A 16,851-nucleotide genomic window follows, 5' to 3' on the forward strand; every position below is an offset into this window, starting at 1 on the left:
TATGGCAAAATCTCCGTTTCTCAGCACCCGCGCGACGATCTATCTGGGTGGCGTCACCGCGATCTCGGCGATTGCGACTGACATATTTCTGCCCGCCACAGGCGTCATCGCCCGCGACTATCAGGTTGCTGATTCACAAGGCGCCTTGCTGATCGGGGCGTACCTGCTGGCCTATGGCGTCGGCCAACTCTTCTGGGGTCTTTTCTCGGACGCCTATGGCCGCAAATTCGCACTGCAACTGTCATTGGTTGCCTTTGCGATCACCAGCTTCGCCTGTGCCCTTGCGCCAAGCTTCACCTGGCTCGTGGTCCTACGCACGCTGCAAGGCCTCTCTGCAGGAGCCCCCGTCATCTGCCGCGCCATGGTGCGCGACGCGGCGACCGGAAATCGCGCCGGACGCATCCTCGCGGTCTTGGGCGCAGTCCTTACCGTCTCGACCATGATCGCGCCAATCATCGGATCAGGTCTTCTAATCCTCTTTGCCTGGCCCGCGATCTTCTATGCGCTTGCGCTGTTTTCGCTGGGCTACATCCTCTATACCGCGCGTTACATCCCCGACACGGATGCCGAACGCCGCCCGGAACGCCTGAGCCTCTCATTCATCATTCCCAACGCCCGTCGTCTTTTTGGTATGCGCGCCTTTTCAATCCCGATGATCCAGGGCGGCTTTGTATTCGCGGGCTATGCCGGCATGCTTTCTATGGGCGCGATCCTCACCGAGGCCGCCTATGGCGTAGACCCCGAAGCCTTTGGCGCACTCTTTGCCTTTGCGGCCCTCGCCAATACCGCCGGAGCTCTGCTTACGCGTCGCTTACTTGGCAACCATGACTTGGCCCGCGTAAACCGCCTTGCCATCGCCATGACTGGGATCGCGGCTTTGGCTTGCTTTGCGCTCGTCTTTGTCACGCCCACTCTCGCAGTGTTCTGGGTTGTGATCTGCCTCTATGTCTTTGCCTTTGGTATGATCCTTCCCACGTCAAACACGATGGCAATGGATCCGGCCGGAGACATGCCAGGCTTTGCAGCCTCTTTGATCGGATCCGTTCAGGTGTCACTTGGTGCCGTCGGATCTGCCATTGCGGCCATCATCTTCACAGGAAGCCACCAAACGATCCCGATCCTTATGGCCGCCTTCGGAGCTCTTGCCGTCGCCACAAGCCTACTTCCTGCACAACCGGAAAAGAGCTAATTCATCTTGCCCAAAATACTCTGGGGGAATTGGCCGACAGGCCAAGGGGGCCAAGCCCCGTCCCTCAGAACTTCGGCGCGCGTTTCTGCATATTGGCCATGACGACTTCCATCTGCTCAGGCTTGCCAATCAAGCTGGCCTGAGCGCGGCTTTCTTCCAGCAAAACCTCACCCTCAGAGGCCCCACTCTCTGCGAATGCCACCAAAGCCTTCGCAGTGCGGATCGCTGTTGGGCTTTTCCCTGCGATCTCGCCTGCCAATTCCATAGCCCGCGCCAGTGGGTCGGCGGTGACCTCTGTCACCAACCCCATGCGTTGTGCGTCTTCGGCCTCGATGGGCGCTGCCGTATAAATCAGTTTCCGCATCTCATCAGAGCGCATCAGCTTGGGCAGGATCGCCATGCCGCCCATGTCGGGAACCAAGCCCCATTTCATCTCCATCACCGCAAGTTTCGTTGCAGGCGCCGCAATGCGCATATCCGCGCCCAAAGCGATTTGCATACCACCCCCAAAACAGACCCCATGAAGCGCAGCGATCACCGGCACCTCAATGTCGCGCCAGACCGTACAGACCCGTTGAAACAAGTTGGACTGCCCAAACTCTCGTGGCACCAAAAGGGCCTCGGGGTCTTTGCCCGCAAAGCCTGCAAAGCTCATGACGTCAAGCCCCGCGCAAAAGGCATCGCCTTCGCCTAACAGCACGACACACCGCACGTCGCGATTTCCGATCAGCCCTTCACCGGCCTCAACAATCGCCTCTAGCATCGCCTGATCCAACGCGTTCATCTTGTCGCCGCGGGTCAGGGTGACATGAGCGATATGATCAGAAATTTCGACAGAAACGCGGGACATGGGAACCTCCTAAAGCTCAGGCAACTATCTGAGGATTTTTTCCGCAAGACTAGGCAAACGTCGCGGCAAGCCCTTGTCCATTGCTCCGCAATCCGCTTTTCTCGCGGCATGAGTAGACCACGCTATACCGACCTCGTCGCAAGCCTTCCCGCGACTGTGCCCTTTGTTGGCCCTGAAACGCAAGAACGCGCCATGGGCCGTCCTTTCGCTGCGCGTCTTGGCGCAAACGAGAATATTTTCGGGCCCAGCCCCAAGGCCATCGCGGCCATGGCGAACGCCGCGCAAGAGATCTGGATGTATGGCGATCCCGAAAACCACGATTTGCGTCATGCCTTGGCAGCTTTTCACACGGTCTCGCCCGACAACATAGTGGTCGGCGAAGGTATCGACGGGCTGCTCGGATATCTTGTACGCCTGTTGATTGGTCAAGGCGATGCTGTGGTGACATCCCTCGGTGCCTATCCGACGTTCAATTATCACGTCGCAGGATTTGGCGGCACGCTGCATACCGTGCCCTACCTGAACGACCACGAAGACCTGCCCGCCCTGATCGCCAAAGCGCAAGAAACGCAGGCCAAACTGATCTATTTTGCCAATCCCGACAACCCAATGGGCACATGGCAGAAGGGCGAAGACATTGCAGCCCAGCTTGACCAGATCCCCGACGGCTGCCTTTTGGTTTTGGACGAAGCCTATGTCGAACTTGCCCCCGAAGGCACCGAAGCCGTCTATGATGTGGAGCACCCAAAAGTTATCCGCATGCGCACCTTTTCAAAGGGCTATGGGATGGCAGGCGCCCGCGTTGGCTATGCCATGGGCGCGCAGGAACTGATCGAGAGCTTTGACAAGATCCGCAATCACTTCGGCATGAACCGCGCCAGTCAAGCAGCGGCTCTTGCGGCGTTGGACGATCAGGACTGGCTGTCTCAGACCCGCCAAAAAGTGACCGAAGCACGCGCCACAATCGCAGAGATCGCACGTGCAAACGGGCTGACTGCCCTGCCCTCGGCCACGAATTTCGTTGCCATCGACTGCCACCGCGACGGAGACTACGCCAAGGCGCTTCTCGCGGCGCTCGTGGCGCGCGGTATCTTTGTGCGGATGCCGTTTGTCTCCCCTCAGGACCGGTGCATCCGCCTCAGCTGTGGGCGCCCCGAGGATTTGGCACATGTCGCCAAAGCCCTGCCCGAGGCGATTAAGTCACTCTCTTAGGGCTCACGAAAAGGTGGTCTCGCATTAAGGCAAAACTGAGCTACACTTTACCTTAAGAGGAAAAGCTAAGGATTGCCCATGAAGGGCCCGATGACATCAGCTCCGGATTATCGCGTCGCCTGCCTGTGGATGGGCTTTGTGAATTTGCTCATGGTCTTTGTGACCATCTGGGCGGTCTGGGGTCTGGTCGCGGTAGGCATGCTCGCCTATGCGATCAACCTGTGCATCACCCGCCTCGCGTGGCGCAAAGCCCAGCGCGAAGCAGTCTATGTGAAACGCTAAGCGCCCTCAGCCACGACCCGCGCCGCAGCCGAAAGCCCGCCCGCGCCATGCGGTATGCCCAAAGCAATCATGCCGGCCTCGACCGTGCCCAGCATACCCAGCACCATATGCGCATTGAGATGTCCCATGTGGCCAAAGCGGAAAAAGCCCTCGCCTTTGGGGTCTTCTTCGGTCGACATGCCTAAGCCAATGCCAAGCGTCACGCCGGCTTTTTCCTCAAGCCACGCCCGCAGCTCCGCACCAGCAGGCGCGCCAATATGTGCCGCTGTCACCGCGCAGGACCGATGGGCAGGATCTTTGATATTCAAAGCCATTGGTCCTGCATCGCCCCAGGCATCCACAGCCGCCCAAATCGCGCGCGCGAGAACTTCATGGCGATGCCAAACCGCCTCCATGCCTTCTTCCAGCAACATATCCAAAGCTTCGCGCAGCCCATAAAGATGATGGGTCGGGGCCGTGCCGCCGAAATATTGATAAAACGCCTCTGGATTTGCCCGTGGTTTCCAATCCCAATAGCCGCTCACATGCGCGACCTTCTCCCGCACGGCCGCCGCACGGTCGTTAAAAAACACAAAGCCCACACCCGGTGGCACCATCATGCCCTTTTGGCTGGCGGCAATCATCAGATCCACACCCATGGCGTCCATCTCAAAGCGGTCACACCCCAAAGAGGCAATGCAATCCACCCCCAAAAGCGCAGGGTGATCGCAGGCATCCAAGACGTCGCGCAAGGCGCGCGGGTCTGTCTTGATCGAGCTTGAGGTATCCACATGCGTGATCAGCACCGCTTTGATCTGGTGGTCTTTGTCCGCCTCTAGTCGCGTCTTGATCCGCTCCATGTCCATGGGTTCAAGATGCGGAAAGGGCATCAACTCAACCTCGGCCCCAATACTCTTTGCCATCTCTGCCCAGCCTTCGCCAAAACGGCCCACAGAGGGCACAAGAACCTTGTCTCCAGCGCCCAGAAGGTTACGCAGAGCCGCTTCCCAGACGCCGTGACCATTGGCGATATAAATCGCGGCATGGTGCTGGGTCCCGGCGACAACTTTCAAGTCACGTACGATGGTCTCAGTAATCTCAACCAACTCACCCGCATAAATGTTGGGCGCAGCGCGGTGCATCGCGCGCAACACGCGATCCGGCATCACCGAGGGGCCAGGAATGGCCAAATACGACCGGCCGTTGGACAGACTCATGAAGGGACCTCTTAATCTTATGGGGCGACACTACGCCCTTGCCCTGAAAGGTCAATCTCTTGTCAGCAGGGGCAAGACTCTCTACATCACATCGCAATCAGGCCTTGCGTGGGCCGTCCCTGAAAGAGAACCCATGTCACTGACGCCACCTGAATTTGGCAATCCGAAATCGCATTTGAAGAATGGATCGCAAGCGCATACGATCATCAGGCGCTCCAGACAGCGTTCAACAACGGGGCCTCGATCACCGCGTGACTGACACGACCGACAAGACCGCAGGATCTGCGCCCGAAGAAGGCGAGAGCAGCCGCGTCCTTTTGGGCTGGCTTTGGCGCAATTTCCTCCGCAAACACTTTATTTTTCTGCTTTTGGCGCTGGTCTTCATGATCATCGAAGGCTCTATGCTAGGGGCATTGGCCCGCATGATGCAGCCAATGTTTGATAACGTCTTTGTTGCGGGCGACACCGAGGCTCTCAGTTGGGTCGGACTTGTTATTATGGGCGTTTTTGTCGCCCGCGCGCTCTCATCTATTGGTCAGAAAGTCCTGCTTACCCTGATATCGCAACGGACAGCCGCAGATCTACGCACCCGGCTTCTAGATAAGCTCATGCGTCAGGACATGTCTTTTCACCAACAGCATCCACCTGGCTATCTGATCCAGAGACTGCAGACAGACGTCATGCAGATCAATACTGTCTGGAATACAGTTCTAACCGGTGCTGGACGTGATTTCATTGGTCTTTTGGTCCTCTTGGGCGTTGCCGTCAGTGTGGACTGGCGTTGGACGCTCGTCGCTTGCATCGGTACGCCGGTTTTGGTTCTTCCCTCCGCTTTGGTGCAGAGATTCGTGCGCCGCCGCGCCCGCGAGGCACGCGATCTTGGTGCACGCCTGGCCACGCGTCTGGACGAGATCTTTCACGGTATCATTCCGGTCAAACTGAACCGCCTCGAAGACTACCAGTCCCGTCAGTTCCGAGAGCTCACCGGGTCTCTGGTCACCACCGAAGTCCGTTCGGCCACAGGGGCCGCGACCATTCCAGGCCTGATCGACATCATGGCAGGCCTGGGTTTTCTTGGCGTTCTCTTCTACGGCGGCTCTGAAATCATCGCCGGTGAAAAGACCATCGGCGAGTTCATGACCTTTTTCACAGCCCTAGGCTTTGCCTTTGAACCCTTACGCCGCCTCGGCGCGATCAGCGGGCAATGGCAGGTCGCCGCCGCCTCAATCGAACGGTTGCGCGAGTTGCTTGAGGCCGAGCCGACGTTGAAATCACCGCCCAAACCCCTGAAAACCCCAACCAAAGACCTCGCCATCCAATTTGACGACGTCTACCTGTCTTATGGCGACGCCAAAGTTCTAAACGGCACCAGCTTCACCGCCGAAGCCGGCAAAACCACCGCCATCGTCGGCGCATCTGGCGCTGGCAAATCCACGCTCTTTAACGTGCTGACCCGCCTTGTGGACCCAACCAAGGGTACCGCCCAGATCGGCGGCGTTGCCACCGCGACCATGAGCCTCTCTGGCCTGCGCGACCTTTTTTCGGTCGTGAGCCAAGACGCCATGCTCTTTGACGAAACCCTGCGCGAAAACATTCTACTCGGGCGCAGCAACGTTACAGAACGCCAGCTGGCGCAGGTGCTGGATGCCGCCCATGTCAGTGACTTCGTCAAGAAAATGCCGGATGGCCTCGACACCCGCGTCGGCCCTCGTGGCTCGGGCCTCTCTGGAGGTCAACGCCAACGCGTCGTCATCGCCCGCGCGCTTTTGCGCAATACGCCGATCCTTTTGCTGGACGAGGCCACCTCGGCGCTCGACGCGCAATCTGAGGTTCTTGTTCAGGAAGCGCTTGATAAGCTGTCCAAAGGGCGCACAACTCTGGTCATTGCACACCGCCTCTCCACAGTGCGCGAAGCTGACAAGATCGTAGTCATGGACAAAGGCCGTGTCGTCGAGGAAGGCACACACGAAGACCTGCTGGCCCAAAACGGTGTCTATGCGGAACTTCATGCGTTGCAATTTGCCTCGGATGGCCCAACCGCAGAAGAACGCGCCCGTCAAGGTGCAAGTCGCGGCGAGATCACAAACCCCGAGGTGAAACAGGGCTTTATCGCGCGTCTCTTGTCGCGCCTGCCAAAGCTTTAGGTTATTTGCGGTAGCTTTCCGCCAAATGGTCCGGCGAAGCCCCCAGAAAATAGCGCAAAAGCGTCATCAGGTTGCGCCCGCCACGCTTTAGCCAACCGGCTCGCTCATAGCGCTCCCAGCTGGTCACGGCTTCGCAGGGAATGCCGCGCAACTGACCACGCAGCGCCCGCGCAATCGCCACGTCTTCCATCAAAGGAATCTCGGGATAGCCCCCAGCCGCGCGATAGGCGCTGAGCGGCACCAAAAGACCCTGATCCCCATAGGGCAAGCCAAAGACCTTCGAGCGTAAGTTCGCCCAGCCCGCGACCCATCTCGGGCCAAACCCAGTGGCATCAAACCGCAATCGAAAATATCCGGCCTGCCCTGTTCTCAAATGCGCAGAAACCTTGGCGGACCACCCTGCCTCAAGCAGCGTATCTGCGTGCAGGAACAACAGCCACTCCCCCCGAGCGGCCTCTGCCCCGCGCGCCAATTGCCCGCCCCGCGATGCTTTGCCAGAGACGATCACACAGCCCGCCTCATCAGCAATATCCAGCGTCCGGTCACCAGAGCCACCGTCGCTGACAATCACCTCGCGGATCAGTCCAGCCGACAGCCCTTCCATCAACGCCTCAAGCGTTGCGGCCAGTCCTGCCTCGGCATTCAGCGTCGGAATGATGATTGATAACGGAGCGCGCACGTTTCCCTCTTTTGCACGGGCAGGCACTCTCTATATTAACTTAACGAAAAAGAACAGGATCAAGACATGGCAGACGCGCGACATATCCTTCGGATCTCTGGAAACGACGCGAAATCCTTCCTGCAGGGCCTTGTGACTAATGATGTCGACAAGACAAGCGACGGGCTGGTCTATGCGGCTTTGCTGACGCCGCAGGGCAAGTATCTGGCTGATTTCTTTATGCTTGCTGACGGCGAGGATATCCTCATCGACGTAGACGCGAGCCTTGCCGCGCCCCTGAAAATGCGCCTGTCGATGTATAAACTGCGCGCTGATGTTGCGATCACCGATGCGGACCTCTATGTCCATCGCGGCCTCTCTGATGCGCCTGAGGATGGGCATCTGGACCCACGTGATCCAACCCTCGGATGGCGCGCCTTCCGCGATGTAGCGCAAACGGATGACACTACAGACTGGACCTCACTCTATGTAACCGCCGAGGTCCCCCAGACGGGCGTTGAGCTGCACTCAGACAGCTACATCTTGGAAATGGGTTTTGAGCGCCTGAACGGCGTCGATTTCCGTAAAGGCTGTTACGTCGGCCAAGAAGTCACGGCGCGGATGAAACACAAAACCGAGCTGCGGAAAGGTCTGGCCAAAGTCACGGTATCGGGCGCAGCGGACCCCGGCGATGAGATCACAGCCAACGGCAAACCCGTCGGCACGCTACACAGCCGCGCAGGGAACCAGGCACTGGCCTATCTGCGCTTTGACCGCGCCACCGGAGAGATGCAGGCAGGCGACGCGAAACTAATGCGCCCTTAGTTTCATCTTGCCAAAAATACTCATGAAAAAACCTCCGACGCACGCGCCGGAGGTTTTATTGTTCACCGAAGCCGCGAATTAAGCGCGTTCAGAGTATTCCATAGCGATCGTATCGACCACGATCATCTCGTCCTGCCCCACAAACGGTGGCACCATGACTTTGACGCCATTGTCCAAGATCGCAGGTTTGAAAGAGTTCGCTGCGGTCTGGCCTTTGACAACCGGCTCGGTCTCGACAATCTTGCAGGTCACTTTTTGCGGCACAGTGGCGTTCAACGCCTCAGACTCATAGAACTCGACCACGATGGTCATTCCGTCCTGCAAAAACGGGCGGCGGTCGCCCAGAAGATCGGCTGGCAGCTGGATCTGTTCGTATGTCTCAGTGTCCATAAAGATCAACATACCGTCGTCTTCATACAGGAACTGCTGGTCCTTCTGCTCCAGACGCACGCGTTCGACTTTGTCGGCAGAACGGAAGCGTTCATTCAGCTTGGATCCATTGCGCAGATTTTTCAGTTCGACCTGCGCAAATGCGCCGCCTTTGCCAGGCTTGACGTGGTCGACTTTAACGGCAGCCCAGAGGCCATCGTTGTGTTCCAGGACATTCCCTGGACGGATTTCATTTCCGTTGATTTTAGGCATGTGACAAAACCATGACGAAAGGGTTGATCGGATGTTCGCAGCACCTATATCTCGCCCTGAAAGACGTGACAAGCACGCGTATATCGTTCCGAGCCATGCACCCAACGCATAGAAGCTATGCAACTTTGGGGTACACGAATCGAGTTCGATACGCCATAAGACGCCTCACGCCAAAAACACAAGACCAATAAAACAAAGGACGACGAGATGATCGATTTCGTTGATGGCACTGCTTTTAATAACGAACAGGGCAACCGCTCTCGCAAGCTGTTTGCCGCTGTCGTACTTGCTGCCCTGGATGACGCAATTGCGGATGACAAGAAATACGGGAATGGGCCCGACCAAATCGCCCGTTGGGCGCGCTCTCGCGACGGACGCGAAGTGCTGTCTTGCGCGGGTATTGACCCGAACGAACGCGTGGTCAGCGGCCTGATGGAATTTGTTGGCAAAGGTGTGCGCACCTCTGTCGCTCTGTCCCGCGAAGAAAGCGAACGTCGCAACGCGGCGCTCGAGGCCGAAGCGGCTTAAGTAGCCTTAAAAAGAACTCAGTGTCAGCGTCTCCTTCGGGGGGCGCTTTTTTCTTGGTCTATCCGAAAAGCACGACGGCCCCAAAAAGCTCTAGCCCAACCAGAGCCACCACGAAAACCGTCCGCCAGCGCCGCCAATCATCTTTGATAATCGCAAACCCACTGACCGTCGCAAGTGCCGCCGCCGCAGGCGCGACATAGCCCGCGTGATGGGCGCGATCCCAATAGCTGATCGGACTTTCGTAGATCCAATTGCTCAACGGCCAGAAATGCGCACGGCCGTCGTCGTGATGCAGCGGCAGATCTAAAACCAGATGCAAGATCGCAGCAGCACATAGCGCAATCCCAGCCGCGCTTTGTCGATAAGCGGCAATGCCCAGCAAAATCCCCCAAACAATAAAGGAGTTGTCGATCGAAAAGATCGTTTGCCAAGTCGAACTAAAATACAGTTCTCCGAAGACGACACTTGGCGGGATGTTCAACAGGAACAAAGACGTCCCGGCCATCATATACAGCGAGAGATCCGGCGCCAGACCTCCGAGAACGGCAGAGGCCACCACACGCGCATCGCCCTTGCGGGCAAAGGCGGCCCAGCCGATCAGGATATGAGCGGGTGTATTCATCGGCAGCCATCCCTCAATACGGCTGCCATGGGATTAGTCCATCTGGCGCGATGCAAGCGCGCGATTGATCTCACGGCGCACCAGTTTGCGGACATTGCGTGTGATGCGTTCACCCAGCGGGCCCTGCAGTTCCTGACGCACAATTTCACCGACCAGATCCCGCAGCATCTCTTCGTCCAGAACAGCCTCATAGGGTGCGTCGTCCTGTTTTGGTGCTGACACGACCTCTGCGTCGATCACAGCTTCAGACGCAGGCTCTTCTGGTTGCCCCTCAGCCTCTGGTGCGGAGCGCGCGGTGTCCACGTTCTGACCCCACTCAAGCGCCTCAACTTCGGTGCCGGCATAATCCCCGTCACCCGCGGCTTCGGGATCAAACTCCATCTCGGAATAGCTGCGGACAGATTGCCATTCCACAGCAGGCATGACTTGCGCGTCTTCGACAGCTTCGGCAGTTACCTCAGGCTCTGGCGCCTCTTCGGAAGCGGCCTCTGGCGCGTCCTCAACGACCTCTTCAACCTCAGGGGCACTGCCCCGCAGCGCTTCCGCCGAGATCGTAGCGCCCTGCGTTGGCGCAGCGGTATCTGCTCCGGTTTTGGAAAGCGTCAGAACACGCGGCCCTTGTTCTGGCTCAGCCGTCGCTTTCGCCATTTCCTGCGCGACCAGATCCTCCATCGAAAGGCCAGACGCCTCAGGCGTTTTGGCCTCTTCCTCGACCCGCAAAGACGGGGTCAGGACCAGCTTGTCCGCCGCCTCTTGCACAGGCTTTTCAGCCGGAGCAACCGCTTCGGGTTCCGCCATTGTGCGCACATCTTCGGACACAAGCCTGCGAATCGAGGACAGAACGTCCTCTATTTCGTCTTTTTTCAAAGGGTCTGACATTATTGTACCACTCTTGCCTTAGCGGCCAGTGTAGCGCCAGACGCCCTGTGAAACAACAAGAGCCTGTCCGATTATTCCTTGCCGAGCGCCTTGAGCACCTTATCAAGCTGCGCGCCCTGCTTGCTGCGCGACACCGGCGCGGATTTCACAAGGTTGTAATAGGCCTCTGGATCATAGCGCTGCACGCGCAGATTCAGGTGATCCACGGTCAAAAGACCCATAGACGCCAAGAGACTGTAAGTCGCTGTATATTCAGCACTTTGTGCGGAAACTGCATTTGCTTTCGCATTCAGCAACTCTTGCTCGGCATTCAGCACATCCAGTGTGGTCCGAGATCCCAAGGACGCCTCTTCGCGCACACCCTCAAAGGCCACTTCTGCGGCTTTGATTTGTTCCTGGCTTGCCGCGGTCTGAGCGCGTGCAGACAGGACCTGAGCCCAGGCAATGCCGACACCCTGCCGGATGTTGTGACGGGTGGCATGCAGCCCACCGCGTGCGGCATCACGTTGCGCCATCGCCTGTCTCAGACGCGAGCTGATGAGGCCACCTTGATAAATGGGGCCCGATGCCGTCACGGACAGAGACCGCGTGTTCGTCGTGGTCGTGCCACGCAAGTCATCGGTGAAACCAAGGTTCGCACTCAGCGAGGTCGACGGACGCATCGCAGCCCGCGCTTGGGCAATCCCTGCCTCCGCAGCGGCAACCTGATATTGCGCGGCCAACATGTCCGGATGGCTGCGAACAGCCAACGAGCTTGCCGCCGATGCAGATGTTGCGGTTGCAGGGAAAGCACCCGGCGCAGCCAGAGTGCCCGGACGCTTGCCGACCACCGCAGCGTAGATCTCTTGAGACATCATTAAAGTACCGCGTGCTGCAGCCAGCTCAGCCCGCGCACCGGCAAGACGCGCTTCGGCAGTCGCGACATCGGTACGGGTGATCTCGCCCACCTCGAAACGGTCATTGGCCGCGCGCAATTCGCGCGTGATGACACGCAGGTTGTTTTCGCGCAGCGCCACGATTTCCGTATCACGACGCAGGTTCATATAGGCATCAACCGCCGCCAAGAGCACATTCTGCTCGATCGAAATCAATTGCTGACGCGTCGCCAGAACGGTCTGCTTTTGCGCCTCGATACCCGCCTGAGACGCGCCCCAGTCATGCAGAAGCTGCGAAAGGCTTAGGGTGATTGTCGCCGTATTCGACGTCACATTTGTCGTCGAGTTATAGCTATGCGCCGCGGTCGCTGCATAGTTCAGGATCGGTCGCAGAGCCGCATTGGCCTGCGCCACACCTTCGTCAGCGGCCCGCAGCAAAGCGCGGTTTTGATCCAACAGACCCGAGTGGCTATAGGCCCCGGCCATCGCATCGGCCAGCGTATCCGCCTTGGCCATGGAAAACGCCATACTTGCAACAAGCATGCCTGTCGCCGCTTTACCGAAAATACCTTTTACACGCATGAGCGCGTTCCTTCTGCTCGTGTCAATTGCGACCACCCGCCAAAGGCCAATCGCTTTGTTAAAGTGCAAACGCCTTTGCGCGCACAAAATCGCTTAGAACCGGCGCGCCCGCGTTAAAGATAGACCGCCAGGTGATGTCTCCATCCAGCTTGTGTCCGATCTGAACGTCGCCCAAAGCGCCGGTCATCCTTACACATGCGATGCGTCCGCCATCTTTCAACTGGTCGAGTAAAGAATTCGGCAATTCTTCGACACCGCCCTGCACCAAAATCACGTCATATGGCCCGTGTTCTGCCGCGCCCTCACCCAGAGGGCCCGCCTGCATCACCACATTGTCTACGTTGTGTTCGGACAAAATCGTCTGGGCTTCGTCCACACGCGCCTCAGAATCCTCAACCGAGATCACCGCCTCTGCCATGCGCGCTATGACCGCCGAGGAGTACCCCAGGCCTGCTGCCACATCCAAGACCAGCTCATTTTTCTGAATATCCAACGCATCCAGCATCTTAGCCAAGGTGCGTGGTTCCAGCAGAACCCGTCCATCCCGCATATCGAGGTTCTTGCCCATATAGGCCGCCTCGCGCATGTCCATCGGCACAAAAGCCTCGCGCGGAACGGTCAACATTGCTTCAATAATCGGGAACTTGGTGACATCGGAAGGCCGGATCTGGGTATCGACCATTGCAGTGCGACGCGTGGCGTAGTCTGACATTCTAAACTCATCGGTTCATTTCCGTTATCCCCTCTTGCCACATTAAAACTGAGGTCGCAACGACTAGCGCAACAAAAGGCGCGTCTTCGCTCTTGCGGGCGCCTCAGAGTTCAGTTATTGCCCACGACACACCACGGATGGCGAGTTGGCGGAGTGGTGACGCAGCGGATTGCAAATCCGTGTACACCGGTTCGATTCCGGTACTCGCCTCCAAATAAAAACAAAGGGTTAGCAGGTATCTGCTAACCCTTTGTTTGTTTTTAGGCTCATTTTAGGCTCAAAAATGTTTAGGCTCTGGGGTGGTGTTAAATGTTCAGCAATGAGTGATTTGCATTGAGCAAGTCAGCTTGAGGTCTTGCGTTCGCCAAATGACCCAACCGAAATTTGTCACCACATCCTGTCCGCAATCTCGAGCTCTTCCCTGCCCACTGCATTTGCGTAGATGGCAGTTGTCGAGATACTCGCATGACCCATCCATTTTTGCAGCATGTTGAGTTGAACGCCTGAACGAACGGCGTGGATGCCGTATCCGTGGCGCAAGCCTTTGGCAGTGGCTTGTGGGCCGTGGATGTCTGCCTTGACCATCACCCGTTTCACCCAGCGGTACGCTGAGACACGACTGACCTTTTGACCGTCCACTGTCCAAATCGGCTGGCCCAGATGTCGTGGTAGCTTGTCGAGCGCTTCAATCAGCTCTTGCGGTACAGGGATTTCACGGATGTGATGTTGGTTGCGTTTCTTGAGGGAACGGAAGGATATGAGCCGTGCTTTGGGCTGGATGGATGAGAAACGGAGTTCTCGAGCTTCGGACAATCGGCAACCAGTGTAGAACAAAGTCAGACAGAAAGCACGAATGTCATCGCTTTCTGAGTTTAGAGCTTCAAGAAAACGTTCTCGTTCATCCGCATTGATATACAGTCGTTCTGACTTGTCGTTGTATAGGCGCATTCTGGTGCTTGGTGTCTCATACATAGCCTCTGGGATTGGTTCAAATCAGAGGCATGAGGGCAGTGAAACACTATTGGTAATTCTGTTTCACGCTAAGCTAAACCATTGAAAATACGTTATTTTACGCCATGTATTTTGAGTCTAGACTGTTAGATTCTGCCAATCAAGCCCCTTAAACCTTTGATTTTCCATATTGTACAAAATTACCAATAGTGTTTCACCTTAGCTCTGTGGAAAACACGTTAATTTGCGCCCCCAATTTCTGCTTTGGAGGGCAAATACATGAAAAATATTGGACTGACTTCTTTCTCACACAAGCCGTTTCGTGCGGCCTTGGGATTGGTTACAGTTGGCCTCGTACTAACGGCTTGCAACACAACAACTCAAACGGCCTCGAACATCCCATCACCCGCCGTTGAACAAAAAACTGACCTCAGTTCGCTTACTAAACGCTGGTGTGGCCCTGCTGCTGACCCTGATGGGGGCTACAACGTGATTTGCTTCACCTTCAAAGAAAAGCGTGGTGGTGCTGCACTCTCAACACGCCTTGAACTGCAAACCAATGGCCGCACGGCGACCAAAGGCGGTGTTAACAGTAGCCTGACCATAGCAGGTAACAAAGCCACCATCATCCCTGACCCCAAGGTGATGAGCTGGCAAGGCAAGCAATATGTCCTGACACATGTATTGGGCACAAACACCATGACAATGAAGGATGCGATTAGCGGCGAAACCCATTCATTTGTGGCGAAGTGATAGGGGTTGAAATGATGAAGCGACACATATTGTCCGTTTGTGCGATAGCTGTTTTGGGTGTGACCCCAGCCCTCGCAGAGGAAGAACTGTCTCAAGGCAACGCCACAACCTGCATTGAAATGCTGGATTTCGGCATTGAGGGCATTGACCCAGAAAGCTGTGAGCCCATCTTTGATGCGATGTTGGCGGATGAGACAACCAATCCTCATTTCCGCAAACTGATTGAAGCTGACAGAGCGCGCAAATCACAGCCCATGTATGGCCATGTCGATGTGATTGCATGGCCAGAGAAATTCTACCCTGTCGATGGCCCTGATATTCACCAGACCTTGGAGTACATTTCCCAAATCACTGTTCCATCACGCATTCACCACTATATCGGCGGTGTCTCTGATACCGTCACCATCGACTACAAGCTGGATAGATGCACGTTTTACTATGAAGAACGATATATGTGTGGGGATAGCGTTCGTGAACTTGTGCAACACGGCTTTGATTTGACGAATGTTAACCTCAACGCCACAGGACTGCATCAAGGACGTGCGCATTTACGGTCGATCAACGGTGACTATTACAACAGAAGAAGTACCGTCTATGGGCAGTGTGACCGTTCAAAGAATATGTCTGCCTATAGTCAGCCCAGAGTTTCAGACAACCACGACCTATTCCTCATCTTTGACCATATGATTAAAGACCAGCGGGCAGATTATGCCATGCAGATGCAAAAGTCCTTGCACCAGCTGGCGCGGATGTGTGGGTCTGGGCAAGAAACGCTGCTCTTTGATTAATGTGACATTGTCCGCGCACTGAACGCTTTGGTCTGAGTGCCGTTCACCATGATTTTGGTGAACATGCGATAGTTGGGCAGATTGATGAGGCTGTCTTGGTCAATCTGCCCCAACTGCTTTGAAAGTGCAGGTGCGTCCGTTGCCCCGCATCTGAAAATGCATAGGTTCCCAACATTCCCGAATATCGCATCACGTATGGGTGGTTCGATGGCAGAGAGATATTGCCCTGCCAGTACAACCCCCACGCGGTATTTGCGTAGCTCACTGAGCATACCTGCAATGGTTTCAGTCGTGAAACTTGCAAACTCATCCACATATACGAAATACGGCCTGCGGCGATATTCTGGGATAGTGTCGCGGGTCATGGCAGCGTTGGTAATCATAGAGAGCATGAGGCCTCCCAGAACCTCGGAAATATCGCTCCCCAATCTTCCTTTGGACAGATTGATGACAAGCGGTGTGCCTTCGTCTATCAGCTTGCGAAAACGGATGGGCTGTTTCGGTTCGCACAAAACCTTTCGCACCACGGGATGTGAGAGAAACACACCCAACTTGTTGGCAATTGGGGCCACCCCATCCATTGCATTTTTGTAGTTCATATTCGCATATTCATCATGCCAGAATTTAAGCACTTCTTCATCGGTCACATGCTTTAACACCTGCGCCCGAAATGAGCGTTTGGTGAACATGGGCACGATGTCTTTGAGCATTGAATGTGGCCGCGCCAACAGCGCTAAAATCGCATAGCGCAGACAGTGCTCCATCCTGACACCCCATGCGTCAGCCCACTGGGATTTAAGTGCGTCAATGATGCCAGAGGCGACCAATGGTCTGTATTCCTCGGCCACATATGTCAGCGGATTGTAGCCATAGGTGTTTTCTGGGTCGGCAACGTCCCAATATATTGCATTGTTTGGAAACTCATCCTGAACCGACTGCGCCAAATCCCCATGCGGGTCGATGAGACAGAAGCCTTCGCCGCGTCTTATATCCTGTGCAATCATATTGCGCATCAATGTCGATTTACCTGTTCCCGTCTGACCAAGGATGAACTGGTGAAACAAGCGGTCTGAACGATAAATACCGAACGTGAAGTTGCCACGTCGATTGAGGGCTTCACCGATGGTGGTGACGGGTTGAGAGAATGGATTGGACATCACGCG

The 16,851-nt window shown here is 56.2% G+C and carries 18 protein-coding genes and 1 tRNA gene; 9 read left to right on the forward strand and 10 right to left on the reverse strand.

Annotated features, from left to right (window positions below):
- Position 1: 1 nt before the first annotated feature.
- Positions 2 to 1,189, forward strand: coding sequence for an MFS transporter (locus HZ995_RS01485; RefSeq protein WP_209356928.1), 1,188 nt, complete (start codon positions 2 to 4; stop codon positions 1,187 to 1,189).
- Positions 1,190 to 1,253: 64 nt separating this feature from the next.
- On the opposite strand, the gene HZ995_RS01490 is transcribed toward HZ995_RS01485, so the two are convergent.
- On the reverse strand, positions 1,254 to 2,039 hold the full coding sequence (locus HZ995_RS01490; protein WP_209356929.1) for a crotonase/enoyl-CoA hydratase family protein: 786 nt from the start codon (positions 2,037 to 2,039) through the stop codon (positions 1,254 to 1,256).
- A gap of 108 nt (positions 2,040 to 2,147) precedes the next feature.
- Between HZ995_RS01490 and HZ995_RS01495 the strand changes: the two genes are divergently transcribed.
- On the forward strand, positions 2,148 to 3,251 hold the full coding sequence (locus HZ995_RS01495; protein WP_209356930.1) for a pyridoxal phosphate-dependent aminotransferase: 1,104 nt from the start codon (positions 2,148 to 2,150) through the stop codon (positions 3,249 to 3,251).
- 78 nt (positions 3,252 to 3,329) lie between these two features.
- On the forward strand, positions 3,330 to 3,533 hold the full coding sequence (locus HZ995_RS01500; RefSeq protein ID WP_245168703.1) for a hypothetical protein: 204 nt from the start codon (positions 3,330 to 3,332) through the stop codon (positions 3,531 to 3,533).
- Here HZ995_RS01500 and HZ995_RS01505 read toward each other — a convergent pair.
- On the reverse strand, positions 3,530 to 4,729 hold the full coding sequence (locus HZ995_RS01505; RefSeq protein ID WP_209356931.1) for a pyridoxal-phosphate-dependent aminotransferase family protein: 1,200 nt from the start codon (positions 4,727 to 4,729) through the stop codon (positions 3,530 to 3,532). The genes HZ995_RS01500 and HZ995_RS01505 overlap by 4 nt on opposite strands.
- 251 nt (positions 4,730 to 4,980) lie before the next feature.
- Between HZ995_RS01505 and HZ995_RS01510 the strand changes: the two genes are divergently transcribed.
- Positions 4,981 to 6,873 (forward strand): ABC transporter ATP-binding protein, encoded by a 1,893-nt coding sequence (locus tag HZ995_RS01510; protein ID WP_245168704.1) that lies wholly within the window; start codon positions 4,981 to 4,983, stop codon positions 6,871 to 6,873.
- A 1-nt stretch (position 6,874) separates the two neighbouring features.
- On the opposite strand, the gene HZ995_RS01515 is transcribed toward HZ995_RS01510, so the two are convergent.
- Entirely contained in the window at positions 6,875 to 7,552 is a 678-nt protein-coding gene (locus HZ995_RS01515) for a TIGR04283 family arsenosugar biosynthesis glycosyltransferase (protein WP_209356933.1), read from the reverse strand.
- Between the two features lie 66 nt (positions 7,553 to 7,618).
- Here HZ995_RS01515 and HZ995_RS01520 point away from each other — a divergent pair, with 66 nt between their 5' ends.
- Positions 7,619 to 8,356, forward strand: coding sequence for a YgfZ/GcvT domain-containing protein (locus HZ995_RS01520; RefSeq protein ID WP_209356934.1), 738 nt, complete (start codon positions 7,619 to 7,621; stop codon positions 8,354 to 8,356).
- 78 nt (positions 8,357 to 8,434) lie between these two features.
- Here HZ995_RS01520 and efp read toward each other — a convergent pair whose 3' ends face one another.
- Positions 8,435 to 8,998: an elongation factor P gene (efp, locus tag HZ995_RS01525; protein ID WP_209356935.1), complete on the reverse strand. Its 564-nt coding sequence runs from the start codon at positions 8,996 to 8,998 to the stop codon at positions 8,435 to 8,437.
- A 207-nt stretch (positions 8,999 to 9,205) separates the two neighbouring features.
- Between efp and HZ995_RS01530 the strand changes: the two genes are divergently transcribed.
- Positions 9,206 to 9,526, forward strand: a complete 321-nt coding sequence (locus HZ995_RS01530) for a DUF6280 family protein (protein ID WP_209356936.1) — start codon at positions 9,206 to 9,208, stop codon at positions 9,524 to 9,526.
- 58 nt (positions 9,527 to 9,584) lie between these two features.
- Here HZ995_RS01530 and HZ995_RS01535 read toward each other — a convergent pair whose 3' ends face one another.
- From HZ995_RS01535 to HZ995_RS01550, 4 genes are all read right to left on the reverse strand, one after another.
- Positions 9,585 to 10,148, reverse strand: a complete 564-nt coding sequence (locus tag HZ995_RS01535; RefSeq protein ID WP_209356937.1) for a cobalamin biosynthesis protein CobQ — start codon at positions 10,146 to 10,148, stop codon at positions 9,585 to 9,587.
- 33 nt (positions 10,149 to 10,181) lie between these two features.
- A complete protein-coding gene (locus HZ995_RS01540; RefSeq protein WP_209356938.1) occupies positions 10,182 to 11,027 on the reverse strand; it encodes a hypothetical protein in 846 nt (281 codons plus the stop codon).
- Positions 11,028 to 11,098: 71 nt separating this feature from the next.
- On the reverse strand, positions 11,099 to 12,445 hold the full coding sequence (locus HZ995_RS01545; RefSeq protein ID WP_209356939.1) for a TolC family outer membrane protein: 1,347 nt from the start codon (positions 12,443 to 12,445) through the stop codon (positions 11,099 to 11,101).
- Between the two features lie 97 nt (positions 12,446 to 12,542).
- Positions 12,543 to 13,196 carry a protein-L-isoaspartate O-methyltransferase family protein gene (locus HZ995_RS01550; protein ID WP_209356940.1) on the reverse strand — a complete coding sequence of 218 codons (654 nt, stop codon included), beginning with the start codon at positions 13,194 to 13,196 and terminating at the stop codon, positions 12,543 to 12,545.
- 139 nt (positions 13,197 to 13,335) lie between these two features.
- Between HZ995_RS01550 and HZ995_RS01555 the strand changes: the two genes are divergently transcribed.
- A tRNA-Cys gene (locus HZ995_RS01555) sits at positions 13,336 to 13,409 on the forward strand.
- Between the two features lie 174 nt (positions 13,410 to 13,583).
- Here the strand turns inward: HZ995_RS01555 and HZ995_RS01560 are convergent.
- Entirely contained in the window at positions 13,584 to 14,168 is a 585-nt protein-coding gene (locus HZ995_RS01560; RefSeq protein WP_209356941.1) for a tyrosine-type recombinase/integrase, read from the reverse strand.
- A gap of 258 nt (positions 14,169 to 14,426) precedes the next feature.
- On the opposite strand from HZ995_RS01560, the gene HZ995_RS01565 reads away from it, so the two are divergent.
- Positions 14,427 to 14,900: a hypothetical protein gene (locus HZ995_RS01565; RefSeq protein ID WP_209356942.1), complete on the forward strand. Its 474-nt coding sequence runs from the start codon at positions 14,427 to 14,429 to the stop codon at positions 14,898 to 14,900.
- Between the two features lie 11 nt (positions 14,901 to 14,911).
- The gene (locus HZ995_RS01570; protein ID WP_209356943.1) at positions 14,912 to 15,688 is read left to right on the forward strand and encodes a hypothetical protein; all 777 of its coding nucleotides are present in this window, start codon (positions 14,912 to 14,914) and stop codon (positions 15,686 to 15,688) included.
- Here the strand turns inward: HZ995_RS01570 and HZ995_RS01575 are convergent.
- On the reverse strand, positions 15,685 to 16,845 hold the full coding sequence (locus HZ995_RS01575; protein WP_245168705.1) for a type IV secretory system conjugative DNA transfer family protein: 1,161 nt from the start codon (positions 16,843 to 16,845) through the stop codon (positions 15,685 to 15,687). The genes HZ995_RS01570 and HZ995_RS01575 overlap by 4 nt on opposite strands.
- Positions 16,846 to 16,851 lie beyond the last annotated feature (6 nt).

The sequence above is a fragment of the Cognatishimia activa genome (genome assembly GCF_017798205.1).
GTDB lineage: Bacteria > Pseudomonadota > Alphaproteobacteria > Rhodobacterales > Rhodobacteraceae > Cognatishimia > Cognatishimia activa_A.